We start from the raw sequence: 26,376 nt of genomic DNA, 5'->3' as shown, positions 1-26,376 counted from the left end.
AACACCCGGCAGCAGCGGCGCTATCCGTTCCCACGCCACATCCGTCAGCTCACCACGACCCACCACAAGATCAATTATCAGACAGAACCTAGGGGCCGTGCACGAGCAGGGGCCACGAGGGGGTCGTTCCGCCTCCGGTTCCGGAGGTGATTCCGATGGTCAGCGTCTTCGGCGGCATGGTGGCCTACAGGCCTCTATTGAGGGCGGCACCGCCTCACACCGTGGGGCCGCCGGGTGGTGGTGAGTCATCGAACAGGGTGGCCGGTGTGTCAGGAAGCAGGCGGGCGAGTTCGAGGTCGGGGTTCACTTCGGCGGCGAGGACCAGCAGCCGCAGCGGCTGGGGCGCAAGGTTCGTCACCGTCGTCCTGCGGGGCGGGCCCTCTTGTGAGGGCTGTTCGAAGAGCAGGTGGAGGCCGGCGACGTCCATGAAGAGGGCGTTGTGCAGGTCCCAGACAAGCTCGGTCACACTCGGTGGCAACCCTGCGGCGGCGGCACGGAGCGTGGGCAGGGTGTTGTAGTCGATCTCTCCGTGCACGGTGATCCGGGCGGCAGTGCCGTCGATCCGCATGGTGAAGTGCATGGTGGGCGAGCCCCCTTCTAGGGGGTGAGGAGCCCAAAGGCGAAGCGCCCTCTGAGAGGGGCGGCCGACGATGGCGGGAGCTGGATGCCCTGGAAGGGGGCAACGCCCAGAACCCAAAAAGCCGGCACCCGCGGTGCCGGCCGGTCTCGTGTCCACTCATCATTGCACGGCGAACCCCGTAGGGCCCCGCGCGGATGCCCGCGTATACAGCCCGTGGCACTGTGCTGTCTCCACGGAGGCGGCCGTGACGACGCCGTCGACCACGCGGTGCTCGACGGACAGCCTTCTCGGCCGTTCCGCTCTCCGGGGGCCGGTCACCGCGTCCTCGGCTGCGACCAGGCCGGCCCGCCGGGGGTGTGCGCGGCGATTCTGCCCAGCCCTACGCGGCCGGGTGGCCTGCCGAAACACACACTGCCGCGGCATGGGACTGACGGGTACTGGATATGCCGCGTAGACGGGGAATGAGGCGAGGCCAGTTGGGACCCCACACCGACGCCCACGACTGCACCGAGCAGGAAGAGCACCTGCTGCGTGCCGGCTACGAGCTGGGCGGAGGCGACTCCTGCATCGCGGACGGCCGTCGCCATGCCTTTGTCTTCCTCGACCGGGCCCGCGCCGACCGCACACCGGAGGGAGGCGGCCGATACCGTCACCCGATCCTCCCTCGATTCCGCGTCACTGGTCCTGCGGGCGCCACTCGAAGAGCAGGATGGTTGCATCGTCCCGCAGTTGGTTGCGCTGGTAGTCGAGGATGGCGTGGATGAGCAGCCGCAGCACCTCGGCTGGGCGCTGTTCGGCGGCGGAGGAGCGGATGATGAAGTCAGTGAACCGGTCGAGGCCGAACTCCGCACGGTCCGCGTCGCGAGCCTCCACGACACCGTCGGTGTAGAGAAGGACGCAGTCGCCCGGTTCCAGGGTCATCTCGTGGACTTGTCGGGCTGCCGGGGCGAGCTGGCCGGCCAGGCCGATCGGCGGTTGTGGGGGGCTGTCCAGCGCCTGGGCGAGCACCCGCTCGGCACGGATCAGCAGGGGTGGGGGGTGACCGCAGTTGACCCAGCGCAGCCTGCCGGTCTCGGCGTCGAGCCGGCACAGGACGCCCGTGCAGAAGTGGTCGGGCAGCCACTGGGTGAGCGCCTGGTCGACGGAGCTGACGACGTCGGCCAGGCCGGCACCGGCCCGGCGGGCGTTGCGCGCTGCCGCCATGGCGACCGACGTGGTCAGGCCGGCGGTCAGATCGTGACCCATGGCGTCGAGGATCATGGTGTGCAGGATGTTCTTCGCCACCGAGTGGTCGAAGGCGTCGCCGGCGATGTCGTACGCCGGTTCCAGGACCGCGGTCGATACGCACTTGCTACTGCCGATGGTGCGCGGTGGCAGGAAGGCCCGCAGCATCTCGGCGGGCAACCGCATGGTCGCAGTGCGGGTGCGGGCGGCGAGCCAGTCGCTGTAGGCGCGCTTGGAGGTGATCAGCATGGCGAACAGATGGGCCAGCATCCGGCTGCGGCGCATCCGCACCCCGTCGAGCGAGGCGGTCCGAATCGCGAGCACGCCCAGCCGCTCCGCACCATCGACCAGAGGCATCCAGAGGATCAAGCCGTCGTCGGCCTCGGCCACCCTCGGGGAGACCGTGCGGTACGCCCAGCCGGCCGACGAGCGGTCCACCGGCAGCGGCTCCAAAGCCTCGTCGAGTGGGATGAGCAGCTGTTGTTGCAGGTCGACGAGGTAGATCAACGCGGTGTCCAGGCCGAGGGACGAGGCGCACCGGTTCGCCAAGGCGGGCAGTTCGACCGGCAGGGCAGTCTGCGCCTCGATGATCAGCTCTTCCAGCCGATTCTCGTCGACGGTGATGTCGGGACCGAGGGACGCGTGTGGGTCCGACACGGGGATCACCCCTTCCTTGCCCAGTCTCACACCGATCCCGTCCTCTCTCACGTCAGCCCGTGGCGAGGGCGAGAGCGACGCCAGGACAGTCGGCTCACTCGCCCGGGCACACCTCATGCGCCCAGCCGTGCGGCGCACCATGGACCGCATCACAGGTGTCGTCCTGATCGGGTTCGGCTTCAAGGTGGCCACCTCCCAGACCTGACCCCGGGCACCCGTGGAGCTGCGGCGTCGTCCTCTGCTCCTTCCTGGACTGCTCGGTACGACGTCGATCACATCGGCAGTCCCCGGCCCGGCGCGTACCTGCGCGATCACCTACGCACGGTGGTGGCCGATTTGAACAGGCGGGCTCCTGATGTTGACCGACGGCGGCGCAGCCATCGTGTCGCGCCACCTGTTCGGCGGACGCCTGCGAGCACCATCGCGTCGTTGTGAACGGTGTGACGGCACGCGGCGAGGATTGCGGAGGCGAGGTTCTGCACGCTGCGCCGCAGCCCGGTGGCGGCCGGGTCTACCAAGAGGATCAGCCTCGACAGGCGCTGCGACGGTGGTTGGAGTCGGTAGCCGCAGCGCGTCTGGGCATGCCCGCCGACCCGGTACCGGTTAGTCCCAGGGTCCGGACCCGCGCCTGATGTGGCGACTCCGTGCTGAGGTCGACCGGGCCCGTCGTAGCCTGCGGCCATGACTGACGCACCGCCCCTGACCCCGTCCGAAGCCGTCGAACTGTTGCTGGCCGGGTAAGGCGTGAGCGTGCTGGACTGCCCGCTCGTTTTGTCGTGCTGGGGAACGATTCGTGCGGCGCGGTCGCCGCCACGCGCACCGCCCTGACCAACGGCCTGGGCACCGCCGCAGCGCCCTCACCACGCGCGGCCTGCCGGACTGTGCGTAGTCGCCTGGGGGCGAACTCCCGGCCCGGTGTAGGGCATGTGTGTCCGATCGATGGCCGCCGCGAGCAGGTACCGCCCGCCCCCGTCGTGGTCTCGGGTGCGGCGCAGATGCGGTGAGGTGCCACTGGCGTCATGCCGGCCTGCCCGGCCTCATCGTGTGGTGTCAGCCTGCGACGTGGATGCCGGGGCGGCGGGCGGGGTCGGGTTGGTGTTGGCGGATGATCTCGCGGGTGACGGGGGCGGTGTCGCCGCGGCCGAGGAGGAAGTAGCGGAACATGTGGGTCAGGGGGCTGCCTTCGGCCCAGGCGAAGTAGCAGTGCGGCTGGACGCCGGTGGTGTCGTGCAGGGTGAGAAGGATCGCGGCGATGGCGTTCGGGGCGGCCGGGGCTTCGGCTCGCAGGATTCGGTATCCGTCGATTTCGACGCCGTGGACGGTGAGGGTTTCGCTGAAGTCGGAGGGGTCGACGACGTCGATCTCGAGGAACAGGATGTCGGCGAGGCCGGGCACGGGGTTGGTGGCCCGCTGTTCGCGTTCCTTGTCGGCGTACTCGGCGCCGTCTCCGGCCTGGCGGCGGTTGGTGATGATGTTGATGGCGTTGTCGTGGGCGAGGGTGTCGGTGATGAACTGGCGGGCGGTCTCGTCGAACACGATCTTGTCTGCGCGCAGTTCGGTGGTGCGTGAGATGCGGGAGACCAGCGAGATGGTGATGATGCCGAAGATGAACATCGCGGAGATGGTGATGCCGTCCGGCTTGTCGATGATGTTGGCCACCAGCGCGTAGAGCAGAACTGTGGTGAGCGCGGCGAATCCCACGGACAGGGTGCGTTGGCGGCGGCGCAGCGCGGAGACGGTGACGGCGAAGGCACCGGAGACCATCATGGCGAGGATGCCGGTGGCGTAGGCGCCGGCCTGGGCGTCGATGTCGGCGTCGAAGGCGATGGTGATCATGACGCACAGGGCTGTGTAGACGAGTACGACTGGGCGTACGGCGCGGCCCCATTCGGGGGCCATGCCGTAGGCGGGAAGATAGCGCGGGACGATGTTGACCAGCCCGGCCATCGCGGAGGCGCCCGCGAACCAGAGGATCAGGATGGTGCTGATGTCGTAGGCGGTGCCGAAGGCTTCCCCGACGTGTTCGTGGGCCAGCCAGGCCAGGGCCCGGCCGTTGGCCGCGCCGCCCGCCTCGAACTCCTCGTGCGGGATGAGGACGGTGGTCACGAGACTGGCGGCGAGCAGGTAGACGCTCATGACGAGTGCGGCCGTCGTGAGCAGTTTGCGGGCGTTGCGGATGCGGGACTTCAGTCGCTGCTCGGGGCTCTCGCCCTTGGCGGAGATGAGCGGCATCATGCTCACTCCGGTCTCGAATCCGGACAGGCCCAGCACCAGCAGCGGGAAGGCCAGCAGCGCGGGCTCGGCCAGGTCACCGAATCCGCGGCCTTCGGTGAGTGCGCCGGTCCAGGCCGAGAAGGCGTCCGGGCTGGTGAACACATCCACCAGGCCGACGCCGATGGTCACCGCGTTGAGCGCGAGGAAGACGGCGACCAGAGGGATGGCCACGCTCACGGCTTCGCTGAACCCGAGCAGGAAGACCCCGCCGAGGAGCACAAGGAGCGCCACGGTGATGACGACCTCATGTCCGTGCAGAGCATGCGGGGCATAGGAGCTCTCCACCAGATGTACGGAGGCGTCGGCCGCGGACAGGGTGATCGTGATGATCCACGAGGTCACCACGAACCCGAGCAGGACCAGGACGAACAGTTTGCCCCGCCAGAACGGCAGCAGGTCCTCGAGCATCGCCACCGATCCGGCTCCGTGCGGACTCTCGCCGGCCACCCGCCGGTACATCGGCAGCATCCCCACCAGGGTCAGAACCACGAGCAGAAGCGTGGCCAGCGGTGAGACCGCACCGGCTGCGAGGGCGGCGATGGCCGGCACGTAGGCCAGGCTGGAAAAGTAGTCGACGCCGGTCAGGCACATCACCTTCCACCAGGCATGCGACTCGCCGGCGGCCGTCTCCGCCGCGGGATTGACGGCCTGCACCCGGTGTCGCAGCAACCACCGCGCCAGAGAGCCGCCTTGGCGCTCCGGTGCGGCAGGATCCTCCACCACGTCCACCGCGGCCAGATCGTCCACGTCGGTCATATCCCCCCACACCTTTCAACCCGTCGGCGGGCAGGGCTCCGCAGCCCCGCAACGATCACCGAGTATGCGGCCTCCCGGCGCCTTCCCCCTACCGGGACGACGGCCCGCAGGCCTGCGCCGTTCCTGGAGCCAGGAAGGCGACGAGCGGGTGTAGACGGCGGCGAACAATCTGTCGTTGAATATTCACGCTTCCGTCACAGTTGCATCACTTCCCCATCTGAATGTCCACGCCGGGGCATCTCGCCCCTTACGGTCATCTGGCGCTAACTGATCTATGGGGGACCCATGTCGTACAACCAGCCGCAGCCTGCCCAGCCACCGTTCGTCGGGCCACCGGCCGGGCAGCCGGTCGGCAAGCCGGCGTGGGCGCGGAAGCGGATCGTCATCCCGGCGGCGCTCCTCATCTTCTTCGTCGGTGTCGGCATCGGGTCCTCCGGCAGCAGCGACCGGGAAAAGACCGGCGTCAGCAGCGACGCCAAGCCGCAGCCCACCGTCACCCTCACGAAGACCGCCGCGGCGACGACCAAGGACGAAGACGGGAAGCAGACGAGTGACAACAAGCCCGTGACCGACGAGGACAAGCAGGCGACCGTCCCCAACTTCGTCGGGATGGGCCTTCAGTCCGCCCAGGACAAGGCGCAGGAGGCGGGCTTCTACGGACTCACCTCTCATGACTCGCTGGGCCGGGACCGGATGCAGGCATTCGACCGGAACTGGAAGGTGTGCAGCCAGAACGTGAAGGCCGGCGCCTCCAAGTCCACTGACACAGACCTGGACTTCGGTGCGGTAAAGCTGGAGGAGGTCTGCCCCGCGAAGGACGAAAAGCCCCTGGCCGCGGAAGGCGGCAAGATGCCGGACTTCGCCGGCAAGTCGGTGAAGGCGGCTCGCACCGCGCTCGACTCCGGTACGTCTATCACCGTGCAGGACGCCCTTCCGGCCGACCGCTGGGTGCTGGTCGAGTCGAACTGGAAGGTATGCACGCAGACCCCGTTCGCGGGCGCGTCGTTGAGTGGACAGCCCGTCGAGTTCACGGCCGTCAAGTTCGAAGAGACCTGCCCGTAGGCATGACGAAGCACCCCCGCATCTGCCGCCGGAGCGGAGATGCGGGGGAGTGGGACCGGGAGCTCCTCGGCGATACCGAAGGCCGGCGCGGACTCCGCGGTGGGTTATGGAGGGGGCAGCCCTTCGGGATGCCGGTGGGCGCTGAAGTCCCGCATGGGGATGATTTCCCGCAAGTCCTGAGGGCCGAGCACCTCAGGCGGCATACCGAGACGCGTGCCGTCCTTCTCGCGCACCCAGCGGCGGCTCTCGGGTGTTCAGCGTCGCCGCCGAGTCGTATGGCGGTGAGCAGGTCGGGCTGGTCGGGTTGGTCGGGCGCGGCAGTAGTCGCGTCACCGGTTCCCAACCGAAGTGCGTGATCGCCACCCTGAGATTGAAGACGGCACAGCCGACCGCGAGGTGGACGGCGTGGCCGACCGGGCTAGCGTGCCGCAGTCCGCAGTCCGCAGTCCGCAGTCCGCAGTCCGCAGTCCGCAGTCCGCAGTCCGCAGTCCGCAGTCCGCAGTCCGTTGCGGCGCGGATCAGCAGCGCGACCTTGTCCGCGTCGAGCCGGAACGCCAGGACTGGCTGTGGTGGATCGAGGGAACTGTCACGGCGGCGGAGACCAACGTCTCCGGGATCCGGATGTCGAGGACGGCGCAAGGCGTCGCGTCGCATCGCGCGGTCCCGATGGGTTCGGTCCGCATCACTTGGGCCGGTGTCCGCCCGTCTCCGGCTGCTCCAGGTGGGAGGCGAGGACGGCGGCCTGGACCCGGCGTTGCACGCCCAGTTTTGCCAGCAGGCGGGAGATGTGGTTCTTGACCGTCTTCTCGGACAGGTAGAGCTTCTTGCCGATCTCGCGGTTGGTCAGGCCGTCGCCGATCAGCGCCAGGATGTCCCTCTCCCGCGGTGACAGGCTCGCCAGCTCGGACGGCACGGCGGGGGTCTCCGCCGGGTCGGCCCGCAGTGAGCGCATCAGGCGGGCCGTGGTCGCGGGATCCAGCATCGACTGGCCCGAGGCGACGGTGCGGACCGCCGATACGAGGTCGGAACCCTTGATCTGCTTGAGGACGTAGCCGGAGGCACCGGCCATGATCGCGTCGAGCAGGGCCTCCTCGTCGTCGAACGAGGTCAGCATCAGGCAGGCCAGCTCCGGCATCTGGCTGCGCAGCTCCCGGCAGACCGAGATGCCGTCGCCGTCCGGCAGTCGCACGTCGAGGACGGCGACGTCGGGGCGCAGCGCGGGGCCTCGGGCGAGCGCGTGGTCGACGGTGCCGGCGTCGCCGATCACCGAGATGTCGGGTTCGGCGTCGAGCAGGTCGGTCAGGCCGCGGCGGACGACCTCGTGGTCGTCCAGCAGGAACACCCGGATCGGGTTCTGCTCGCTGAACGCGCGCGGCTCTGGCATGGTGACCCCTCGTTCCCCGGTGGAGGACAGATCGCGGGCTGTCCATGGTGCCGATCATCACGCGCCTGGGCCGGATGTACCAGGGCCGACCGGCCCCATTGAGGTGGAGGTGGCTGGCCTGCGAGGCTCAACGCGTCGGGACGGGCGACCCCGCCGACCACCTGAGGTGTGCTTGCGACTGCGGGAGCCAGGGAGCCAGGGAGCCAGGGAGCCAGGGAGCCAGGGAGCCAGGGGGCCACGGCGACTGCCGGGCCGGGCGGCCGCGCCCGGCCCCGGCAGGTTCATGCCGGCTCGACGCTCTCAGTGGCGCCTGCGGGTGCGTCCTTCGGTTCTCCGCGTCGGGTGAGGCCGAAGTCCACGTCCACGACCCCTTCCACCGCGCGGACCAGCCGTGCCGCCACCGGCACCAGGGAGGCGTCCCGGACCTGGCCGACGAGTTTCACGACGCCGTCCCGCACCTCCACAAGTACTCTCGACTCCGGCGTGGGGAACAGGGACGACACGACCTCGCGCCGTACCTCCTCGGTCGTCGGTGCGCAGGAAGGCCTTGAGCAGGTCGGCGCGGCTGACGACACCTTCGAGCATGCCCACGGCGTCGACCACGGGGGGGCGCTTGACCTTCGCCCGGGCCATGGTCCGGGCGGCCTGGGCGAGTGTGGCGTCCGCAGCGAGCGGAGCGTGGCCGCCTACTGACGGTCGAGCCATGCGCGGTATGCGGCCACGGCGGTCGGAAGCGTCGCGAACATCAGACCTTTGCCCACCGTGTCCGCGAGGCCGTATGCCTCCAGGTCGTCCAGCAGGTCCTGTTTCACCCGGGCGAGGGCGAACACGATGCCGCGGCGGGTCAGTTCGCGGCGCAGTTCGTCGACCGCGTCGAGGGCGGTGATGTCGACCTCGACATTCGCCTCGGTGTTGAGGACGAACCAGCGGACGGGGTCGGTCTGTTCGTCGACCGCGGTCAGGGCGCGGCGCCGGAAGTCGTCCGCGTTGGCGAAGAACAGCGGCGAGTCGTAGCGGTAGACCAGCAGGCCGGGGATCGTCCGGGCCTGCGGGTAGTCGTCGACGTCGTGCATGCCGGCCACACCGGGGACCAGGCCCTCGACGGCGTCGTGCGGGCGCGCGACCCGGGTGAGCAGCTCGGCCACCGACAGGCCGACGGCCACGATCACGCCGTACAGGAGGCCGAGGGCGAGCACGCCGGCGAGGCAGCCGAGCGCCAGGAGCAGTTCGCGACGGCGGAAGGAGGCAAGCCGCCGGAAGCCGGTGAGGTCGATCATGCGGACCGCCGCGTAGACGACGAGCGCGCCGAGCACCGCGGACGGGGTGCGCGTCAGCAGCGGGCTGAGGAAGAGCAGCACGGCGAGCACCACCGCGCCGGCGACCAGCGAGTACGCCTGGCTGCGGGCGCCCCCCGAGGAGGCGAGCGCGGTGCGACTGGCACTGCTGCTCACCGGGAAGCCGTGGAGCACCCCGGCGCCCAGGTTGGCCGCGCCCAGCGCGAGGAACTCCTGGTTGGCGTCGAGCTGAGGGCCTTCGTCGTCGCGGTCGGCGAACGCCCGCGCGGTCAGGATGAAGTCGGTGTAGGCGACGAGCAGCACGCCGAGGGCGGGCAGCACGAGGCGCGGCAGCTCGCTCAGGTCCGGGACGGCGAGGCTCGGCAGACCGGCCGGAACCTCGCCGATCACCTTGAGCCCGTACCGCCCGTCGAGGTCGAAGACCACGACGGCGGCGGTGCCGAGGACGACGGCGACCAGCGGTCCGGGCACGGCGGGGGCGTAACGGGCCGTCACGAAGAGGAACACGAGGACGACGGCGGAGAAGACGACCGTCGCCGGGTCCGCGTCGGGCAGGTGGACGAGGAAGGACCACAACTGGGGGAAGAAGTCCGCGCCCGTCGTCCGCACCCCGGTGAGCTTGGGCAGCTGATCCACCATCATGATGAGCGCCACGCCCGCGAGATAGCCGATCAGGACGGGGCGGGACAGCAGGTCCGCGAGGAAGCCGAGCCGCATCGCCCGGGCGACCAGGCAGAGCAGCCCGACCGTGACGGCGAGCGCCGCCGCCAGTGACGCGTACCGCCCGGTGTCCCCGGCGGCGAGCGGCGCGACCACGGCGGCCGTCATGAGAGCGGTCGTGGACTCGGGGCCGACCGACAGCAGTCGTGAGGAACCGAAGACCGCGTACAGCGCGAGGGCCGGGAGGATCGCCCACAGACCGGTGACCGGCGGCAGCCCCGCCACGCCCGCGTAGGCCATGACCTGCGGCACCAGGTAGGCGGCCACGGTGACCCCGGCGAGCAGATCACCCGTGAGCCACGCGCGCCGGTAACCGAGGAGCGCGACGAGACCGGGCACCAGCCGACGCCACTGCGGGACGTGTCTGCCCGAGGCCTTGGACATGCGCCGCCTTCCGTCGTCTGCCCTCATGATCCACCGGTCGCGGGAGCTACCGCGAGGGCCCACGTGCCCGGCGTGCCGCACTCGGCCCAACGGCCTTGGCGAACAGGGCCGTTCGCCCCATGGCCACGGACCTTCGGCATCCGTCGCCGACCCGCGCGCGCGGCCAGAGTCAGGGGTGTCAGGCACCGACCCGATCTCCCTCGAAGGGAACCACGACCACGGCCCTGCCCGATCCTGGCCGCTGCCGCTGCCGCTGCCGCTGCCGCTGCCGCTGCCGCTGCCGCTGCCGCTGCCGGCGACACCCTGGGCGCGGGCCGGCTCTGGGCCAAGCTGCCCTTCGTCCGCGACCCCAGCCGGCTGCGCTGAACACCGACGGCGCGGTGGGCCCGTCACCCGGCTCGCCGCGCCGAGCCGTGCGGGGGGTCGGTCGGCCCCCATCCGGGACCCGTCGAGCATCCGGACGAGACGCTGATCGAGTTCGCCTCCGACGCCGCCAAGTGCCGCGCGACGCCCCTGCGGGTCGTCCACGGCTGGAACCCGCCGCCCTACTACGCGTACGGCACGCCCGCCAACCCCGCGCTGCACGAGGCACTGGCCCTCGGCGACGCCGAGGCGCTGGCCGAGGTGCTGCGGCCCTGGCGGCAGAAGTACCCGGATGTGGAGGTCGTCGAGGAGTCCCGCTACGGCAGCGCGGCCGTCCACGTCGTGGACGCCTCCCGTGAGGCCTCCCTCGTCATCGTGGGCCGGCGCATCCGCCGCAGCCCGTTCGGCGCCCACATCGGGCACGTCACGCACGCCGTCCTGCACCACTCCACCGCCCCTGTAGCCGTCGTCCCTCACGGCTGACCCACCCCAGAGGGCCCCGCCCGCAGGTTCTGCTGAAGGCCTCGCACGAGGCCGACCTGCTGCTGGTGGGGGCCCGGCGCAACCCGGGACACCTCGGGCTCCAGCCGGGCCGGGTCGCCCATGCGGTGCTGCACCACTCCGCCTACGCCGTCGCGGTCGTACCCGAGCAGGTGTGAGAGCGATGGCCGGCTGCTCAGAGGCTCGCCGCGTGGTCGGGGACGTAGGTCTGGAGATCCCGCGGCGGGCGCTGGTAGCCGGTCGACGGCGGTCGCTCCGGGAGCTCCAGCACGGGCGGCGGCACCTCCCGGTACGGGACGGACGACAGCAGGTGGGCGATCATGTTCAGCCGCGCCCGGCGCTTGTCGTCGCTCTCGACGACGTACCAGGGCGCCTCGGAGATGTCGGTGTGCACCAGCATCTCGTCCTTGGCACGGGAGTACGACTCCCAGTGGGTGATCGACTCCAGGTCCATCGGCGAGAGCTTCCAGCGCCGCAGCGGGTCCTTCAGTCGCTTGCGGAACCGCTCCTGCTGTTCGGTGTCGCTCACCGAGAACCAGTACTTGCGCAGCAGGACCCCGGCCTCGACCAGCATGCGTTCGAAGATCGGGCACTGGCGGAGGAACAGCTGGTGCTCCTCCTTCGTGCAGAAGCCCATCACGTGCTCGACCCCGGCCCGGTTGTACCAGGACCTGTCGAACAGCACGATCTCCCCGGCCGCCGGCAGATGCTCCACGTACCGCTGGAAGTACCACTGGGTGCGTTCGCGCTCGGTCGGCTTCGGGAGCGCCGCGATCCGGGCAACCCGCGGGTTGAGGTGCTCGGCGACCCGCTTGATCGTCCCGCCCTTGCCCGCCGCGTCCCGCCCCTCGAAGACCACCACCAGCCGGGTGCCCGTCGCCCGCACCCACTCCTGGAGCTTCACCAGCTCCGTCTGCTGTCGCAGCAGTTCCTTCTCGTACGCCTTGCGCGGCAGCTCCACCGCCTTCTTGCCGGCCATGCCGCCTCCACCGCCCGATGACTTCTCCGCCGACGACTTCCGGAGCCCCACCATGTCCAAGGTCGAACACCAGGACGCCACCGTACTTTCCGACGAAGAGCCGCGCACCCTGGACGCGCACTGGCGGGCCGCCGACTACCTGGCCGCCGGACAGATCTACCTGATGTCCAACCCGCTGCTGACCGAGCCCCTCAGGCCCGAGCACATCAAGCCCCGACTGCTCGGCCACTGGGGCACGGCGCCCGGCCTCAACCTCGTGTACACGCACCTCAACCGGGTGATCAAGGCGCGGGGTATCGACGCGCCGTGCGTGTGGGGTCCGGACCACGGGGATCCGTCGATCCTGGCCAACTCCCGGCTGGAGCCTAGGAGGAGGGAAGGGCTTCGGACGTCCGCTCCGACAAGGACCCTTCCGGAACGGTGTGTGGACGCGGGTCCGTCCGGGACGAGCACCAGCGGACAGTCGGCCGCCCGGACGGCGGCGGGAAGGCGGGAGCCAAGAGGCCGGCCGGCGGGAGCCAAGAGGCCGGCCGGCGGCCCCGGCCCTTCACCACGGGCCGGACGGCAGGGCCATCCGGCCGGTGATGGGGCCGGACGGCCCAAGCGGAACCAGGCGATTCGCGGACAAGCTGGATGAGTGGGGAAATCTCGTCAACCGGACCAAGGGATGGTGATGAGCGTCATGAAAGGCTTCGTCTTCCACGGCCCCGGGCAGTCCGCCTGGGAGGAAGTCCCGGACCCTGCCGTCAAGGAACCCACCGACGCCATCGTGAGGGGCGGCGCCGTCACCATCTGCGGCACGGACGTCCACATGCTCGAGGGCGACGTGCCCGACGTGCGTCCGGGCACGGTCCTGGGCCATGAGGCAGTGGGCGAGATCGTCGAGGTCGGCAGTGACGTACGGACCGTACGCCCGGGCGACCGCTTGCTCGTCTCAGCCAGGGCTGGAGTGTGCTGGTGCGCGGCAACGCGCGCATGGTGACGGATCTCCGTGAGGAGCGCCGGCTGGCGAAACAGGCACTCGGCGCGCCGTGGGCCGGAGGGCGGCGCGACGTATGGGTGCGCATCGAACCGTACGGCGTCACGGGACGCCGCATCCTGGTCTGAACGGGGCCCTTCTCAGGAAGCCGGGGGCCGATGGTCCCTGGCCGGGGCCGGCCGCACCCCTCGACGATGGTCAGTGCCACTACCGGGTTGCCAGGTGAGAGACGAGAAGGCAGATGGACGCCAACGACGGATTCCGCGAACTCGACCGGCGGGAGTGTCTGCGCCTGCTGGTCACAGTGCCAGTGGGGCGCGTCGTGTACACGCGGCAGGCGTTGCCCGCCGTGCTGCCGGTCAACTTCACTCTGGACCGCGACGGCGCGGTGCTGGTGCGTACCTCGGCCTCCTCGGAACTGGTGAGCGCGATCGACGGAGCACTGGTCGCCTTCGAGGCCGACGAGGTCGACGCCGCCACGCACTCCGGATGGAGTGTCGTGGTCATGGGAGCGGCCACGGTCGTGACCGATCCCGCCGAGCACGTCCGGCTGCTGCGGAGCGGGCCGCGTTCCTGGGCGCCGGCGCCGCAGGAGGTCTTCGTGCGCATCGACGCGGAGCTGGTCACCGGCCGCGAACTCGTCGGCGGACGCTCCGTGTACGGCGTGCATTTTCCTTCCTGAACTCCGTCACCGTGTCTTCAGGACCTGATCACCCTGTCCTGTTCCGGACCGAACGGCCGTTGCAGCAAGGACGTTCGGCGTCTCTTCGGGTCCTCCCGGCTTCCGCCCGGGGTGATGGCGCACGAGGAGAAGTTCCCCGGGGTGGGGGTGCGGGCGCAGGCCGTCGTCGGCAGCGCGGGCCGTCGTCCGGCGCACGCGTCGCTGGTCGTCGTCCGGCGGAAGAGGCGTCACGCGTTGGTCGGCGGCCGTACCGGCCCGGCGGCGCACGCGGTGCTGCACCAGGCCTCCGTGCCGGTAGCGGCGGGTCCCTCGCCCCGGGTGCGCCCGAGACCGGCCCGTGACCAGTATGGGAGGCGGGACACAGGCGCGCCCTTCGAGAGACGCGGGTGCCGGGCCGCTCCTCGGCGGCCGACTGCTCTCATCCCTCGATCGGAGTGATGCGGCGGCCCGTGAGGTGTGCGGGCCGGATCGATACCCACATCTCGCGCTCACCCCCCGACCATGGTGTGGTGTGGGCGCGTTCGGTGAGTCTGTGCACATCCATCGGCTTCGTCACGACGTTCGCGGGGCCGACGGCGAGGACGCTCCAGCCCTGGCTCAGGGCCTCGTCCATGTGGTCGACTTCGAAGGCGACCTCCGTCCCGACGGCCGCCGCGGGCGTGGAGTTCGGCGCGGTCCGGAAGACGATCGCGTCATCGACGACGTCGTAGTTGACCGGGACGACCGCCGGGCGGCCGTCGGCCGCCCACACCGCGACCCGCCCCACGCCGTGGGTGGAGAGCAGGGTGCGGCATTCCTCCGGGCCGATGTCCCGCAGCTCGGGATGGAGCATCGCCTGTCCCAGGCCGGGTGGCAGATCCGTTCCTCCGCCACGCAGCGCGGTGACGGTGGTGCCCAGCGCGTCGGCCAGTTTGATGAGGGTCGCCACACTCGGGTCGCCAGGACGCTCCTCCAGGTACTCGAGGTAGCCGGGGGACATGCGGGCGCGTCGCGCCGTCTCCTCCCGGCTGAGGCTCCGTCTCCGGCGTTCGACGGCCACGCGTCGGCCGATGTCTCCGGGGTGGGGTGTTCCGTGCGACGCGGACTCCGTCTCGGCCGGGGCGGGGCCGGAAGGGGAGTGAGCGGTCCCGGGCCGTCCGTGTTCGAGATGGTGGATGTGCGCGTCGGGGCCGGGGAACACGAGTGTCACCTCGTCCGTGTCCGACCAGCGCACGTCGTAGGGCGGAGTTCCGTCTTCGTGGTGGAGACCGATGATCTCGCCGTCGCGCCTGGCGGCGCTGGTCTTCGTGCTTTCGATGACGAGTTGGTCGCCGAGGTGAGCTTTCATGGCGCCGCCCTCTCCTCCGAGTGGTGCTGTATTCAAACGTGCCACGCGCAGCGGGCGGCCGCACGGGGCGAGCAGCCCGGCAGGCCAGCCACCGCGCTCCGCAGGGTGTCGGCCAGGGGCACCCATGGGCTTTCGTCCCACCTCCGGGTCGTCAACGGCGGAATCGTGCGGACCACCGGGGCTCCACCAGGTCCCACTCGGCGTCCCACTGTGCATACCTTCTCCGGTCCAGGAGCAGGCGCATGCCGACCCAGGTCGCGTGGGACCCGGCGGCCACGCCGAACGCCGCCATCCCGCCCATGAGCCAGCCACTGGTCGTCGCGTTGAGCGTGCTCGTCGGCGCAGTGGTGACGGTCGCGTCCCGCTTCACCCACACACGCACGGCGGCGCCCTTGGACGTTCCCGGCTTCACGAGGGCCGCTCCCGTCCGTACGACGCCGTCGGCGTCGGTCCAGCGGACCTGCGCCGACCGCTTCGCCCAGTCGCCGCCCTTGACGGTCGACGTCAGTCGGGCGGTGACCTGATGCCGGTCCGCTGCCTGAGCTCGCACGGTGCGCATCGACGCCTCGTACGACGTCAGTCCCGCGCTGACCGCCGCCACGGGCAGCCCTACGACGAGCAGGAGCATCAGGACGCGGCGGAACCAGCACTCGAACCTGTCGGACGTACGTCTCAGGGAGTTCGCGCTCTTGAGCGCGTCATCGCCGCGCCTCGACGGCGGACCGGATGCGTACGGCGGATCCTGTGCGCTCATGAGTCGGCCTCCAGCAACTCGCCGGCCGTGCCCCCCAACGTCTGCCCACTGTCCGACGACGAGGGGCTCGGTGCCTTGGGCCGAAGGCCCCTGGGGGACCGGTATTCGGCCCAGTGCCCCGGCTCCACATGCGCCGGAGAGAGGATTGGGGTACTTCTCGAAGGAGAAGAAGCACCGCGCTCGGCTTGTCGGCGATGTCCGGAGCGGCCCCGCCATCGGACTCGTTGGCCGCTCTTCACCGTCGTATCCAGCTTCGTACGAGATGGGGGCCGTCGCCATGCAGCCAGTCGTCACCGTGGGCCTCGACGGCTCACCCGAGAGTCTCGCCGCCGCACACTGGGCCGCCGACGAGGCCGCGAAGCGCAGGCTCACGCTGCGCCTGCTGCACGCATGGCCACTGCTGGCGCCGGAACCGGCTCACGCCTCCTCCGAAGTCGACCAGAATTATTGGGCGAAGCGACTCGTCCACACCGCGAGGGCAGAACTCCAAGCCCGGCATCCCGGCCTGACCGTCGTCGGGAGCCTGGTGGCCGACGACGCCCGGAAGGCCCTGCTCCAGGCGGCGACGGAGTCCGAGATGATCGTGCTCGGCTCCCGGGGGCTGGAGTTTGCCGAGAGCTATTTCCTGGGCGACGTCAGCATGCCGGTCGTGGCACGGGCGGAGCGGCCGGTGGTACTGGTCCGCGCCGAATCCCGCGAGGAGCCGGCACGGCCGGCACGGCCGGCGTCCGCGAGCCGTGTGGTGGTGGCGCTGAAACTGCATGGCTCCAGCGACGACCTGCTCGACTTCGCGTTCCACACCGCCGCGGCCAGGGAGGTTCCGCTCCTGGCCGTGCACGGCAGAAGTGTGCCGCTCCACGCGCGCGTGCCCTGGGGTGTGGACCACGCCGCCACCGAAGAGATGACGCGGGACGCGCAGAAGGAGCTGAGCAAGGCGCTGCGTCCCTGGCGCGAGAAGTACCCGCAGGTCGACGTGGCCGACAGCGTCCGTCTCGCGAGCCCCGCCAAGGCCGTCCTGCACGCTGCCGAAGGCGCCGCGCTGCTGGTCGTCGGGCGGCGTGCACACCGGCAGGGTGTGGCACCCCACCTCGGTCCGGTCGCCCACGCCGCCCTCCATCACGGGCGCTGCCCCGTCGCCGTCGTCCCCCATGCCTGAGCCCGGCCACCAGGGGATACAGCCGCCACGCGCGGCGGTGTGCGAGACCCGGTGCCGCGGCGGCCGTGCGCCAGCCTCGCCCCGGCGAAGTGGTGAGGAACGCATCGCGACCCGCCGGCCCGCGGTCAGCGAGGAGACTCCGACCGCGCTTGAGGAGCCGGCTGCGATGCTCACGAGGGCGAGGTCAGCCCAGGACCAGCACGGCCGCGACGGTGACGGCGGCAGCCGATCCCAGCGCCGGCGGCACGGGCGGCCCCGCCAACTCCCCGGCTGCCCGGTGGCTCCGGGCCAGCGCCAGGGCTGACGGGTAGGGGCCGGCCGAACGGCCCCGTCGCGGACTTCCACTACGAGTACGACGGCATCGTCCTGCGCCGCTGGGAGACCGGGATCGGTCAGCGGATGACCCTCGCCGGGACGGTCCCGCGCGCGGAGGACCACGCAAGTGGTTCCAGCCTGGCCAGGGCGGCACAGACGGCCGGCTTCCTGGTGAAGCGCGACGACGCCTGAGCCGGCGAACCGTTGCGGACCCCGTGCAGGCTCAGGGTCGTCCGGCCGCGTCGGGCCTGCGCGGGGACCTCGAAGTCGTCCCACAGGGACAGGTCGGTGGTGGCCGTGGGGCTTCGTTCTGTCAGCTCCAGGGTTCGGATCTCTCCGACACCCGGGACTTTCCTCGGTACTCGCGGCTGCGCCGTGGCGCGCTGACCTGGTGCTATGGTCCGCGGCTCGGCGCGGGATACTGATCGACATGCGCATCGACTTCGATCCCCGGGCCATGGACGTCAGCGGGTTCTACCGGCTGCTGACCGCCGTTGTCGTACCCCGGCCGATCGCCTGGGTGTCGACCCTGGCGGCGGACGGCACCACCGCCAACCTCGCCCCGCACTCCTTCTTCACCGTCGCCTGCACCGACCCGCCGATCGTCCAGTTCACCTCCGTCGGTCGCAAGGACTCGCTGCGCAATGTCGAGGCCACCGGCGAGTTCGTGGTCAACTTCGCGTCCGAGCCGCTCTTCGACCAGATCAACGCCACCGGTACCGACTTTCCCGCGCACCAGGGCGAGTTCGACGCGGTGGGCATCGAGCGGGAGCCCTCGCTGCGGGTGAAGCCGCCCCGCGTGGCCGCCTCCCCGGTGGCTCTGGAGTGCCGGCTGCACTCCACGCTCGGCATCGGCAACTCCACGCTGGTCCTCGGCGAGGTCGTGCACGCCGCCGTGCACGAGGACGTCGTCGTCGACGGTCACCCCGACATCCGGCTCCTGCGGCCTCTGGCCCGCCTGGGCCGCAACGAGTGGGGCACCGTCGGAGAGATCCACGACCGGCCCCGTATCGCCTACCGCGACTGGCCGCCCTCCTGACCCGTCCGCTCCTATGATCGAAGCATGACCAGATCCAGTACGAGATCCGGGACGGAGGCTGCGTCGGGGGCCGCGACACGGGCCGTGACCAAGGGTGCCGACGCCGACGGTTCCTGGCGTTCGCTGTGGTCGAAGAACTCGGCGCTGTCGATCGGCTCCGTCCGACTCGTTCCTCTCCATCGGCTCCGTGGGCAGTTCGCTGTCCATCGCCTCGGTCGGCAGTTTCCTGTCCGTGGGGTCCGTGGGCTCCGCCGTGTCCTTCGTCTCCGCGGGCTCCTGGCTGAGCGCGACTTCGGTGCTGTCCGCCCACTCGACCGGATCGGTACTGTCCTGGCGCTCCCGTGGCGGCCTGTGCGCCGTCGGCACGGCAGCCGTCACGGTCGCCGGGGCGGCGCTGCTGTACACGCGGGCGTCCGGCCGGAGCCGTACCCCGGGGGTGACGTGAGCCGTTCCTGATCGCGTACGAGGCCGGCCGGCTTACCCGGGTGGTCAGCCGGCCGGGAGCAGCTCGTCCCGAGCCCCGCGCCACTCACGTGGGGAGCGCCCGTAGGCCGCGCGGAAGACCCGGCTGAAGTGGGCCGGGTTGGCGAAACCCCAGCGCTGGGCGACCGCCGACACCGTGGGAGCCGTCGCGTCCGGCCGGTGCAGTTCCCGGGCGCAGCGCTCCAGACGGCGCCGCTGGATCAGCCGGGCGACCGTGATGCCCTCGCCCTCGAAGAGCCGGTGCAGATAGCGCACCGAGATGTGGTGCGCCGCCGCGACGGTCCCCGGGGAGAGGTCCGGATCGCCGAGGTTGCGTTCGATGTGGTCGCGGACGCGCAGGACGAGGTGGTCTCCCGGGTTCGCGTCCGGTGACGCGTCGTCCTGGGTCCGCTCCTCGACCAGGGTGGCGAAGAGGTCCACGACACCTGTGGCCAGCCTGGTGGCGACGGCCGGGGCGCAGGGCGGGACCGAGGCGGTCAGCGAGGTCAGGAAGTTCACCAGCAGGGCGCCGAAGCCCGCCGTCCCGGCGATGGCGGTCCCGGTCACCCGGCGCAGGTCCTCCTCCGGCAGGCCGAGCGCCCGCCGCGGCAGGTGGACGACATGGGCGGCGAAGCGCCCCGGGAAGTCCAGGGAGTACGGCCGTCCCGTGTCGTAGACCATGAGGTCGCCCTCGGCCACGAAGGCCCGCCGGCCGCCCTGGACCAGGGTGGCTGTACCCGCTGTCAGGACACCGACCGCCACACAGGCGACGGACGGGGCCTGCGTGGCGGCGAGGTGCGCCGGTGTGCGGCTCACGCGGTGCGCGTCGGCCTCGATCGTGGCGATGCGCAGGTAACCCAGCCGCTCGGTGGAGACCCGGCCCTCGAACGGGCCGTCGTGCCGCGCGGTGACGGCCATCGGCACCAGCGCTCTGCCCAGCGCGTCCCGCCAGTACGCGAGCCGCTCCCCGTCGGGAACCGAAGCAGTCGTCAGCACCAGGGTCACCTGGCTCTCCTCTCCACCTGTGCGAAACCGGCGGAGATCGGGCGGACGGCGGCCCGTTCTCCCCGCTGTCATCAGCCAACCAGTGGTCCTCGGCGGGCTCCAGGCAGGAAGCAGGCAGAAACGCGGACCGCGCCAGTACCGTCGTCTGCTGTCTGCTGTCTGCTGTCTGCTGTCTGCTGTCTGCTGTCTGCTGTCTGCTGTCCGCTGTCCGCTGTCCGCTGTCCGCTGTCCGCTGTCCGCCGAGAGATCCGCTGTGCGCTGAGAGAACAGCGCGGTGCACTCCGGGACAAGACACGGGGAGCCCGCGGGAGCAGGATGGGCGGCACGGCGAGGGGCCTCGCCCGTCGACGGCGCGCGCCGCCCCCGCCCCCGTCCCCGTGTCGCGGCGGACCGGGGACGGGGCACTGGTTCAGGGCGCGTCGAGACGGGCGAGGAGGTCATGGGCCTCGGCGACCGACCGTGGGTCGGCATGGACACCGAGGGAGACACAGCGCGCGAAGGCCTCGCGTGCCTCCGTCGTACGTCCTGCGGACAGCAGCGCGTTGCCGAGGTGGACGAGCTGACGGCTCTCCAGGGCGGTGTTGTCGCTGGCCCGGCAGATCGTGACGGCGGTGGTCAGCTGGTCGACCGCCTCCGTCCAGCGTTCCAGCACGCCGAAGCTGCTGCCCAGACCCGCGTGCAGCCCGATCCGGGTGATGTCGGCGATATGCGGTTCCAGCCGGTCGCTGACCTGCTCCAGGAAGGCGAGCGTGTCCTGGTAGAACGCGTGCGCCTCCTCGGTCAGGCCCTGTTTCGCCAGGACGATGGCACGCCCGTGCCGGGCCTGGAGGCCGCCGTGCAGGTCACCGACGGTTTCGAACAGGCGGGCGGCGCGCTGCATGTGGTCGGCGGCGGGACCGAGGTCGTCGATCTGCTGAAGCGCCCAGCCCTGGTACATGTGGGCCCAGGCCTGCTGGCCCGCGTCACCCGCCCGCTGTGCCGCGCCGAGGGCCTCGGCGGAGCGCAGCAGACTGTCCTGATGGCGGCGCTCGCACACCAGGAGCGCCCAGGCGTGGTAGTTGAGCTGGGTGGCTTCCAGGGCCGGATCGCCCAGCGCCTGCGCGCACCGGGCGGCCGTGCCGAAGACCTCGGGCCAGTGCCCCCAGAAGATCCACTGGTCGGAGAACCAGTGCAGGGCCTCGGCCACCTCCACCACGGTCGCGTGCTCGCCGGCGGCCTCGGCCGCGCGCAGAGCGGCCAGCCAGTTGTCGCCCTCCGCCTGAAGCCAGGCGCGGGCCAGGCCCGCGGTCGACAGATCCACCGTTCCCCGCCAGGTGGACGGCGGAGCCCCGTGGCCCGGCTCGAACCAGCGGCCCGCGACGACCGCGGTCTCCAGCAGCCAGCGGAACAGCTCCGTACGGGCCAGGTCCACTTCCTGCGCGCTCTCCTCGGCCTCCAGTCGGGTACGGGCGTACAGCCGCAGCAGGTCGTGCAGACGGTAGCGGTCCCCGTCCGTCCCCAGCAGCCCGGCCTCGACCAGCTCCTCCAGGGTGTCCTCGGCGTCGAACAGCGGCCGGCCGGTGAGCCGGGCGGCGCCGGGTGCCGCCGTGTCCTGGCCGGGGACCAGGGCGAGACGCCGGAACAGCCGGGCGGCCGCGGGAGTCAGCTGGCGGTAGGACAGGTCGAACGCGGCGGCCACCCGTACGTCCCCGGCGGCCAGCGCGTCCAGCCGGCGCTCCTCGACGGCGAGGCGGTCCGCGAGCCGGCGCACACTCCAACCGGTGCGGGTGGCAAGCCAGTTGCCCGCCACCCGCAGGGCGAGCGGCAGATGTCCGCAGCGCTCGGCGACCGCCCGCAGCGCGGCCGGATCGGCGGCGGCCCGATCGGCTCCCACGAGCGAGGTCAAAAGCTCGTCGGCCGCCGAAGGGTCCAGTTCACCGAGCGGCAGCCGGTGCACGCTGTCCAGCCCGGTCAGCATGCGGCGGCTCGTCACCACCACCATGCCCGCCCCCGCGGCCGGCAGCAGCGGACGCACCTGCCCCTCGTCGCGCGCGTTGTCCAGGACCAGCAGGCAGCGCCGCTCGGCCAACAGCTGCCGGTACAGCGCCGGGTGGCCCTGCGGACCGGCCTGGGCGAGGTCCCGATCGGCCACCTGAAGGGCCTTCAGCACACGCAGGACCAGTTCGGCGGGACCGGGCGGATCGTCGTCCGTGCCGCGCAGGTCCAGGACCAGCTGCCCGTGCGGAAACCGGTCGGCGAGACCGCGGGCCGCGTGCAGCGCCAGCGTCGTCTTGCCGGTGCCCGGCGGCCCGGACACCGCCACCACCACCGGCTGGGCGGCGGCCTCGTGCTCCGCGAGCGCCGCCAGCCGCGCCAGCTCCGCCGCCCGGCCCACGAAGTCGTCGACGCCACGCGGGAACGCCCGTACCCCCACCGGGCGGTAGCCTCCGTCGCGCCCGGACCGCGCGGCCGTGAGGAGCCGCTCCCGCGGCGCCTCGGCCAGGCCCAGGCCGTCCGCGAGCGCGGCGACCGTCCGCCGCTGCGGCGCCGCCCGCCGCCCGCGCTCCAGGTCCCCGATGCCCCGCACGCTCACGCCCGACGCCTCCGCCAAGCCCTCGATGGTCTGCGACGCGGCCAGCCGAAACTCCCGCAGCAGCGCCCCGAACGCCGCCTGCTCCCCGCTCAACCCCACCCCTTCGTACCGCTTCACACCGACATGCCACTGCCGTCGCCCCCGGCCATGATCATCGGAATTCTAGAAGAGCCGGGACGTCCGGGCCCGCGCCGACCGGCATACGGACGGGGTCCTGCCGCGGTCACGCACGGCGTCCTCCCGTCCTCCTCCTGTCCTCCTCCCGGCTTCCCGCCGACCTGGACGGCGTTGTCAGTGGTCGCCGGTAAGTTCGTCGTTGTCGCCGCCGATCCGGCGCGACAACCCCCCTGTGCTGCGCCGATTCGGCGTGCGGAGCCCTGTGCCGCAAAGGAGCTGGTGCGTTGTCCGACTGGGAGAATTCGAGTACGGCCCGGGTGGTGCCGCCCGCACGGCCCCGCAAGCTCGCCAAGGTCCCCTTCGTCGAACTGGCCGACGGACGCCTCCAGGGTGTGGTCTCCAGCGGCTCGGACATCGAGCGGGTGTACGTCTCGTCCGTCGCCGCCGGCACCTACGCCTTCGCGTGCAGCACCAACAACAACCGTCCCTGCGGCGGCGCGCGGGGCTCGTTCTGCAACCACATCCGCGCGCTGATCACCGAGGCCGTGCTCCAGTACGGCGCCGGCCGCGTCGCCCGCTACCTGCGCGTCGAACCCACGGGCGCGGAGCCCGACGCCGCCGCCCTCACCGCCGCGATGACCGGCACCCACCCACCGCAGGCGGACGGCAAGGCGGCCGCCGCACCCGTCTTCAGCCGGTTCCTGCGCCACCTGGCCTACCTGGAGCTCCCGCCGGTCACCGCCCCGCTCCCGGAGCTCCAGTGGTTCCCGCCGACCCGGGCGACGGACGCCCCGGAGGCTGCCCGGAGCGAGCGCGGTACGACCGTGGGGGAGCACGCAGGCCTGCCCACGGCACCCGTCGAGGGACTGGACGAGGCCCTGGCGGCGGTCGACGCCTTCGACCGCACCCTGGTCGCCGGCCTGCTGCGCCCCCGCCCCGAACGGGTGGACGACCTCACCGTGCTCGCCCGCGCCGTCGCCGGCAGCCCGCTGGCCGCCCGGGTCACCGAGGCCGCCGCGAAGGCCGCCACCGGCGCCGCCGGCGAGGAGCACTTCGTCACCCTCGCCGCCGCCCGCACCGCCCTGCTCGGCGCCGTCCACGACGCGCTCACGGCCGGCGTGGACGAGGTGACCGGCCGCACACGCGAGGAGCGGACGGCCGAGGCCCCCGACGCGCGACCGGCGGTGAACCTGCTGGCAGCCGCCCGCACCTGGCTGTCGGACCTCGCGCGCGCCGGCTGGCAGGGCATCGACCACGAGCTGGCCGGCGGAGCCGCACCCATCGTCTCCGCGATGCTGCCCGACCCCGGGCTGCGCCGCCTCGCCACCCTGCTCGACGGATTCGCCGCCGAACTCGCCGCCTCCTGCCCCGGCGCGGCCCTGGACAGCATCCCCACGCGCCGCTGGGGCGACCTGTGGTCCCGCGCCCTTCTGCTGACCACGCCCGGCGCCGCCGCCCGGCCCACCGTCACGGCCGCCACCGGCCGACTGCTGCCGCTCGGCCTCGACCTGCACGAACACGCCACCGCCGCTCAGGCCCAGGTCCACGCGGTGTTCGAACCCGCCGACGGCACCGCGCCCCGGCTGGTCCGCGCGAGCGTCTCGGTGCCCAAACCGGACACCGTCGTCGCGGCCGGCGTCTGGCAGCTGCTGCGACCGCACCTGTCGCTGCTCACCGCCCTCGGTGAAGGCAGGTCCATGGACCTCGACGCCATGCCCCTCACCGACGAGGGCGACCTCATCTGGGACGACGCCCGGGCCCGCGCGGGCGAGCCCGCCGACGCCCTCGCCACCGCACGGGTCGTCCTGCCGGCCGCCACCGCCCTGCCCACCGCACCCCTGGACCGCCACCCCGCGCGCATCGCCGAGCCGGTGTTCCTGGAGGGCTACGACCGCGAACAGGATGGTGACACGCTCACCTTCACCGTCGCCGGACACGCGCTCCCCGTCGACACCGACCGCGTCCCGACCGCGAGCCCGCTCACGCCCGAGGCTGTCGCGGCCTCCCGCGCCTGCGTCGGCCTGCTGCGCTGGGACGGCGGCGGCTTCCGGCTCCAGCCGCTCGCCGTGGAGACCACCGTGCGCAAGAAGGCCGTCGCCCTCCACGCGGGCGCGTGGGCCGGCGGCACCACCGACAAGACCGGCGTCCGGGCCGAGAAGGCCGCGACCGACGCGGTGAGCGTCCTGCGCGAGCGAGCGGGAAGGCTGCTCCGGAAATGAGCGAACCCATGCCCGAACCCATGCCCGAAGCTGTTCCCGACGACAATCGCCGCCAGGTCCTCTACTGGCGGCTGCTGGCCCGTCTCTTCGACCCCGAGGAGCAGGGCGGCCTGGAGTCGGCGAGCCTCGCCGTCGTCGAGGACATCGGACTGCCGCCCGCGCTGCTGGACCCGCAGACCTCCGTCGACTCGATCGTCCAGCGCCACCCGGAACTGGCCGCGGAGTTCGACGGGTTGATGGTTCCCGACAGCGACAGCGACAGCGACAGCGACAGCGACAGCGACAGCGACAGCGACAGCGACAGCGACAGCGACAGCGACAGTGACACCGACACCGACACCGACAGCGACAGCGACAGCGACAGTGACAGCGACACCGACACCGGCACGGGCACGCAGACTGACGCCGAGGCTGCGGCCGACGGCGACGCGCGTGATCGCGCCGCGGAGGTGCGGCGCGCGGCCCTCGTGTCCAAGGTGCTGCTGAACGTCTTCTCCACCGGCTCCGGAGCCGTCAGTGCCGGACAGCTGTCCCGCTGGCAGAGCGACACCGGCTGGCTGGAGCGTGCTCTCGGCAGCCGGCCGGGGGAGTTGCGCGGCGGTCGTGGCACGGGACCCGAGACCGGCGAGCTCGTCCCCGGTCTCGGCCCGGAACTCGGCGGCATCGAAGCGGACCTCGTCCGGCGTATGCATCTGCGCGAAGTGCTCGCCGACCCCGCCCTCGCCGCGCGGCTCACCCCGAGCATGTCGCTGATCGAGCAGTTGCTGCGCGACAAGAGCAACCTCTCCGGGGTGGCCCTCGCCAATGCCAAGTCGCTGATCCGCCGCTTCGTCGACGAGGTCGCCGAAGTGCTGCGCACGCAGGTGGAGAAGGCCACGGTCGGCGCGATCGACCGCTCGATCCCGCCCAAGCGCGTGTACCGCAACCTCGACCTGGACCGCACGATCTGGAAGAACCTCACCAACTACAGCCCCGAAGAGGAACGCCTCTACGTCGACCGCCTGTACTACCGCCACACGGCCCGCAGGACGACACCGCAGCGGCTCGTCGTGGTCGTGGACCAGTCGGGCTCGATGGTCGACTCGATGGTCAACTGCACGATCCTGGCATCGATCTTCGCCGGACTGCCCAAGGTGGACGTGCACCTCATCGCGTACGACACCCGCGCCATCGACCTCACCCCCTGGGTGAACGAGCCGTTCGAGGTGCTGCTGCGGACCAAGCTGGGCGGCGGCAACGACGGCCCCGTAGCCATGGCCATGGCCCGGCCGAAGATCGCCGAGCCCAAGAACACCGTGCTGGTGTGGATCTCGGACTTCTACGAGTTCGACCGCTCCCAGCCGTTGTTCGAGGGCATCGAGGAGGTCCACCGGTCCGGCGTGAAGTTCGTCCCCGTCGGCTCGGTGACCAGCTCCGGCCGCCAGGAGGTCAACCCCTGGTTCCGGGAGCGGTTCAAGACCCTCGGCACCCCGGTGATCTCCGGCCACATCGACAAGCTCGTCCATGAGCTCAAGACGTTTCTCACCTGATCCACCCGTTCCTCGCGCCCCTCACCACACGTATCTCCGGG

At 71.4% G+C, this 26,376-nt stretch carries 18 protein-coding genes and 6 pseudogenes; 13 read left to right on the top strand and 11 right to left on the bottom strand.

What is annotated here, in order from left to right:
- Positions 1 to 214: 214 nt before the first annotated feature.
- The 3 genes from ACFWBD_RS26415 to ACFWBD_RS26405 all read right to left on the bottom strand — a co-directional run bounded on the left by ACFWBD_RS26415 (position 215) and on the right by ACFWBD_RS26405 (position 5,491).
- Positions 215 to 580 (bottom strand): STAS domain-containing protein, encoded by a 366-nt coding sequence (locus tag ACFWBD_RS26415; protein ID WP_385671489.1) that lies wholly within the window; start codon positions 578 to 580, stop codon positions 215 to 217.
- A 675-nt stretch (positions 581 to 1,255) separates the two neighbouring features.
- Entirely contained in the window at positions 1,256 to 2,470 is a 1,215-nt protein-coding gene (locus ACFWBD_RS26410; RefSeq protein WP_385671507.1) for a PP2C family protein-serine/threonine phosphatase, read from the bottom strand.
- Positions 2,471 to 3,511: 1,041 nt separating this feature from the next.
- Entirely contained in the window at positions 3,512 to 5,491 is a 1,980-nt protein-coding gene (locus ACFWBD_RS26405) for an amino acid transporter (RefSeq protein ID WP_385671486.1), read from the bottom strand.
- 285 nt (positions 5,492 to 5,776) lie between these two features.
- On the opposite strand from ACFWBD_RS26405, the gene ACFWBD_RS26400 reads away from it, so the two are divergent.
- Positions 5,777 to 6,553 carry a hypothetical protein gene (locus tag ACFWBD_RS26400; protein WP_385671483.1) on the top strand — a complete coding sequence of 259 codons (777 nt, stop codon included), beginning with the start codon at positions 5,777 to 5,779 and terminating at the stop codon, positions 6,551 to 6,553.
- A gap of 682 nt (positions 6,554 to 7,235) precedes the next feature.
- Here the strand turns inward: ACFWBD_RS26400 and ACFWBD_RS26395 are convergent.
- The 3 genes and pseudogenes from ACFWBD_RS26395 to ACFWBD_RS26385 form a co-directional block, all read right to left on the bottom strand.
- The gene (locus ACFWBD_RS26395; protein ID WP_385671480.1) at positions 7,236 to 7,937 is read right to left on the bottom strand and encodes a response regulator; all 702 of its coding nucleotides are present in this window, start codon (positions 7,935 to 7,937) and stop codon (positions 7,236 to 7,238) included.
- Between the two features lie 281 nt (positions 7,938 to 8,218).
- Positions 8,219 to 8,603, bottom strand: a pseudogene (locus tag ACFWBD_RS26390) (BON domain-containing protein); the annotation flags it as partial.
- A gap of 20 nt (positions 8,604 to 8,623) precedes the next feature.
- Positions 8,624 to 10,336 (bottom strand): SulP family inorganic anion transporter, encoded by a 1,713-nt coding sequence (locus tag ACFWBD_RS26385; protein WP_385671476.1) that lies wholly within the window; start codon positions 10,334 to 10,336, stop codon positions 8,624 to 8,626.
- A gap of 447 nt (positions 10,337 to 10,783) precedes the next feature.
- Between ACFWBD_RS26385 and ACFWBD_RS26380 the strand changes: the two are divergent.
- Together ACFWBD_RS26380 and ACFWBD_RS26375 are read left to right on the top strand one after the other, a co-directional pair.
- A pseudogene (locus ACFWBD_RS26380) lies at positions 10,784 to 11,182 on the top strand (universal stress protein); the annotation flags it as partial.
- Positions 11,179 to 11,358, top strand: a complete 180-nt coding sequence (locus tag ACFWBD_RS26375) for a universal stress protein (RefSeq protein WP_385671504.1) — start codon at positions 11,179 to 11,181, stop codon at positions 11,356 to 11,358. The pseudogene ACFWBD_RS26380 and the gene ACFWBD_RS26375, both read left to right, overlap by 4 nt.
- 17 nt (positions 11,359 to 11,375) lie before the next feature.
- Here ACFWBD_RS26375 and ppk2 read toward each other — a convergent pair whose 3' ends face one another.
- Positions 11,376 to 12,179, bottom strand: a complete 804-nt coding sequence (gene ppk2 / locus ACFWBD_RS26370; protein ID WP_385671473.1) for a polyphosphate kinase 2 — start codon at positions 12,177 to 12,179, stop codon at positions 11,376 to 11,378.
- A 52-nt stretch (positions 12,180 to 12,231) separates the two neighbouring features.
- Between ppk2 and ACFWBD_RS26365 the strand changes: the two are divergent.
- The 4 genes and pseudogenes from ACFWBD_RS26365 to ACFWBD_RS26350 form a co-directional block, all read left to right on the top strand.
- Positions 12,232 to 12,543: pseudogene (locus tag ACFWBD_RS26365) on the top strand (phosphoketolase); the annotation flags it as partial.
- A gap of 318 nt (positions 12,544 to 12,861) precedes the next feature.
- Positions 12,862 to 13,116 (top strand): annotated as a pseudogene (locus tag ACFWBD_RS26360) (alcohol dehydrogenase catalytic domain-containing protein); the annotation flags it as partial.
- Positions 13,113 to 13,286 (top strand): annotated as a pseudogene (locus ACFWBD_RS26355) (pyridoxamine 5'-phosphate oxidase family protein); the annotation flags it as partial. The pseudogenes ACFWBD_RS26360 and ACFWBD_RS26355, both read left to right, overlap by 4 nt.
- Positions 13,287 to 13,399: 113 nt before the next feature.
- A complete protein-coding gene (locus tag ACFWBD_RS26350) occupies positions 13,400 to 13,840 on the top strand; it encodes a pyridoxamine 5'-phosphate oxidase family protein (RefSeq protein ID WP_385671467.1) in 441 nt (146 codons plus the stop codon).
- 418 nt (positions 13,841 to 14,258) lie between these two features.
- Here ACFWBD_RS26350 and ACFWBD_RS26345 read toward each other — a convergent pair whose 3' ends face one another.
- On the bottom strand, positions 14,259 to 15,167 hold the full coding sequence (locus ACFWBD_RS26345; RefSeq protein WP_385671464.1) for a DUF1918 domain-containing protein: 909 nt from the start codon (positions 15,165 to 15,167) through the stop codon (positions 14,259 to 14,261).
- Between the two features lie 151 nt (positions 15,168 to 15,318).
- Positions 15,319 to 15,921, bottom strand: a complete 603-nt coding sequence (locus tag ACFWBD_RS26340; protein ID WP_385671461.1) for a hypothetical protein — start codon at positions 15,919 to 15,921, stop codon at positions 15,319 to 15,321.
- A gap of 277 nt (positions 15,922 to 16,198) precedes the next feature.
- On the opposite strand from ACFWBD_RS26340, the gene ACFWBD_RS26335 reads away from it, so the two are divergent.
- The 3 genes from ACFWBD_RS26335 (at position 16,199) to ACFWBD_RS26325 (ending at position 18,876) form a co-directional block, all read left to right on the top strand.
- Positions 16,199 to 17,077: a universal stress protein gene (locus ACFWBD_RS26335; RefSeq protein WP_385671458.1), complete on the top strand. Its 879-nt coding sequence runs from the start codon at positions 16,199 to 16,201 to the stop codon at positions 17,075 to 17,077.
- A 745-nt stretch (positions 17,078 to 17,822) separates the two neighbouring features.
- On the top strand, positions 17,823 to 18,431 hold the full coding sequence (locus ACFWBD_RS26330) for a flavin reductase family protein (RefSeq protein ID WP_385671455.1): 609 nt from the start codon (positions 17,823 to 17,825) through the stop codon (positions 18,429 to 18,431).
- Between the two features lie 187 nt (positions 18,432 to 18,618).
- Positions 18,619 to 18,876, top strand: coding sequence for a hypothetical protein (locus ACFWBD_RS26325; protein WP_385671452.1), 258 nt, complete (start codon positions 18,619 to 18,621; stop codon positions 18,874 to 18,876).
- A gap of 44 nt (positions 18,877 to 18,920) precedes the next feature.
- On the opposite strand, the gene ACFWBD_RS26320 is transcribed toward ACFWBD_RS26325, so the two are convergent.
- The gene (locus tag ACFWBD_RS26320; protein WP_385671449.1) at positions 18,921 to 19,898 is read right to left on the bottom strand and encodes a helix-turn-helix domain-containing protein; all 978 of its coding nucleotides are present in this window, start codon (positions 19,896 to 19,898) and stop codon (positions 18,921 to 18,923) included.
- A gap of 409 nt (positions 19,899 to 20,307) precedes the next feature.
- On the bottom strand, positions 20,308 to 22,587 hold the full coding sequence (locus ACFWBD_RS26315) for an ATP-binding protein (protein ID WP_385671446.1): 2,280 nt from the start codon (positions 22,585 to 22,587) through the stop codon (positions 20,308 to 20,310).
- A gap of 284 nt (positions 22,588 to 22,871) precedes the next feature.
- Between ACFWBD_RS26315 and ACFWBD_RS26310 the strand changes: the two are divergent.
- The 3 genes and pseudogenes from ACFWBD_RS26310 to ACFWBD_RS26300 all read left to right on the top strand — a co-directional run.
- Positions 22,872 to 23,369: pseudogene (locus tag ACFWBD_RS26310) on the top strand (hypothetical protein); the annotation flags it as partial.
- Between the two features lie 42 nt (positions 23,370 to 23,411).
- Entirely contained in the window at positions 23,412 to 24,806 is a 1,395-nt protein-coding gene (locus ACFWBD_RS26305) for a hypothetical protein (protein WP_385671501.1), read from the top strand.
- A gap of 8 nt (positions 24,807 to 24,814) precedes the next feature.
- On the top strand, positions 24,815 to 26,335 hold the full coding sequence (locus ACFWBD_RS26300; protein WP_385671443.1) for a VWA domain-containing protein: 1,521 nt from the start codon (positions 24,815 to 24,817) through the stop codon (positions 26,333 to 26,335).
- Positions 26,336 to 26,376: the final 41 nt, after the last annotated feature.

Origin of the sequence: Streptomyces sp. NPDC060002 (assembly GCF_042737245.1) — a bacterium.
Lineage (GTDB): Bacteria > Actinomycetota > Actinomycetes > Streptomycetales > Streptomycetaceae > Streptomyces.
Note: the sequence above shows the minus strand (reverse complement) of the source record. Positions and strands in the feature narration are given on the sequence as shown.

Bases quoted from the DNA above. Each gene is read 5' to 3' on its own strand.
- ACFWBD_RS26405 (WP_385671486.1), bottom strand. From the start codon at position 5,491: ATGACCGACGTGGACGATCTGGCCGCGGTGGACGTGGTGGAGGATCCT.
- ppk2 (WP_385671473.1), bottom strand. From the start codon at position 12,179: ATGGCCGGCAAGAAGGCGGTGGAGCTGCCGCGCAAGGCGTACGAGAAG.
- ACFWBD_RS26350 (WP_385671467.1), top strand. From the start codon at position 13,400: ATGGACGCCAACGACGGATTCCGCGAACTCGACCGGCGGGAGTGTCTG.
- ACFWBD_RS26335 (WP_385671458.1), top strand. From the start codon at position 16,199: ATGCAGCCAGTCGTCACCGTGGGCCTCGACGGCTCACCCGAGAGTCTC.
- ACFWBD_RS26345 (WP_385671464.1), bottom strand. From the start codon at position 15,167: ATGAAAGCTCACCTCGGCGACCAACTCGTCATCGAAAGCACGAAGACC.
- ACFWBD_RS26340 (WP_385671461.1), bottom strand. From the start codon at position 15,921: ATGAGCGCACAGGATCCGCCGTACGCATCCGGTCCGCCGTCGAGGCGC.
- ACFWBD_RS26415 (WP_385671489.1), bottom strand. From the start codon at position 580: ATGCACTTCACCATGCGGATCGACGGCACTGCCGCCCGGATCACCGTG.
- ACFWBD_RS26385 (WP_385671476.1), bottom strand. From the start codon at position 10,336: ATGTCCAAGGCCTCGGGCAGACACGTCCCGCAGTGGCGTCGGCTGGTG.
- ACFWBD_RS26400 (WP_385671483.1), top strand. From the start codon at position 5,777: ATGTCGTACAACCAGCCGCAGCCTGCCCAGCCACCGTTCGTCGGGCCA.
- ACFWBD_RS26330 (WP_385671455.1), top strand. From the start codon at position 17,823: ATGCGCATCGACTTCGATCCCCGGGCCATGGACGTCAGCGGGTTCTAC.
- ACFWBD_RS26300 (WP_385671443.1), top strand. From the start codon at position 24,815: ATGCCCGAACCCATGCCCGAAGCTGTTCCCGACGACAATCGCCGCCAG.
- ACFWBD_RS26395 (WP_385671480.1), bottom strand. From the start codon at position 7,937: ATGCCAGAGCCGCGCGCGTTCAGCGAGCAGAACCCGATCCGGGTGTTC.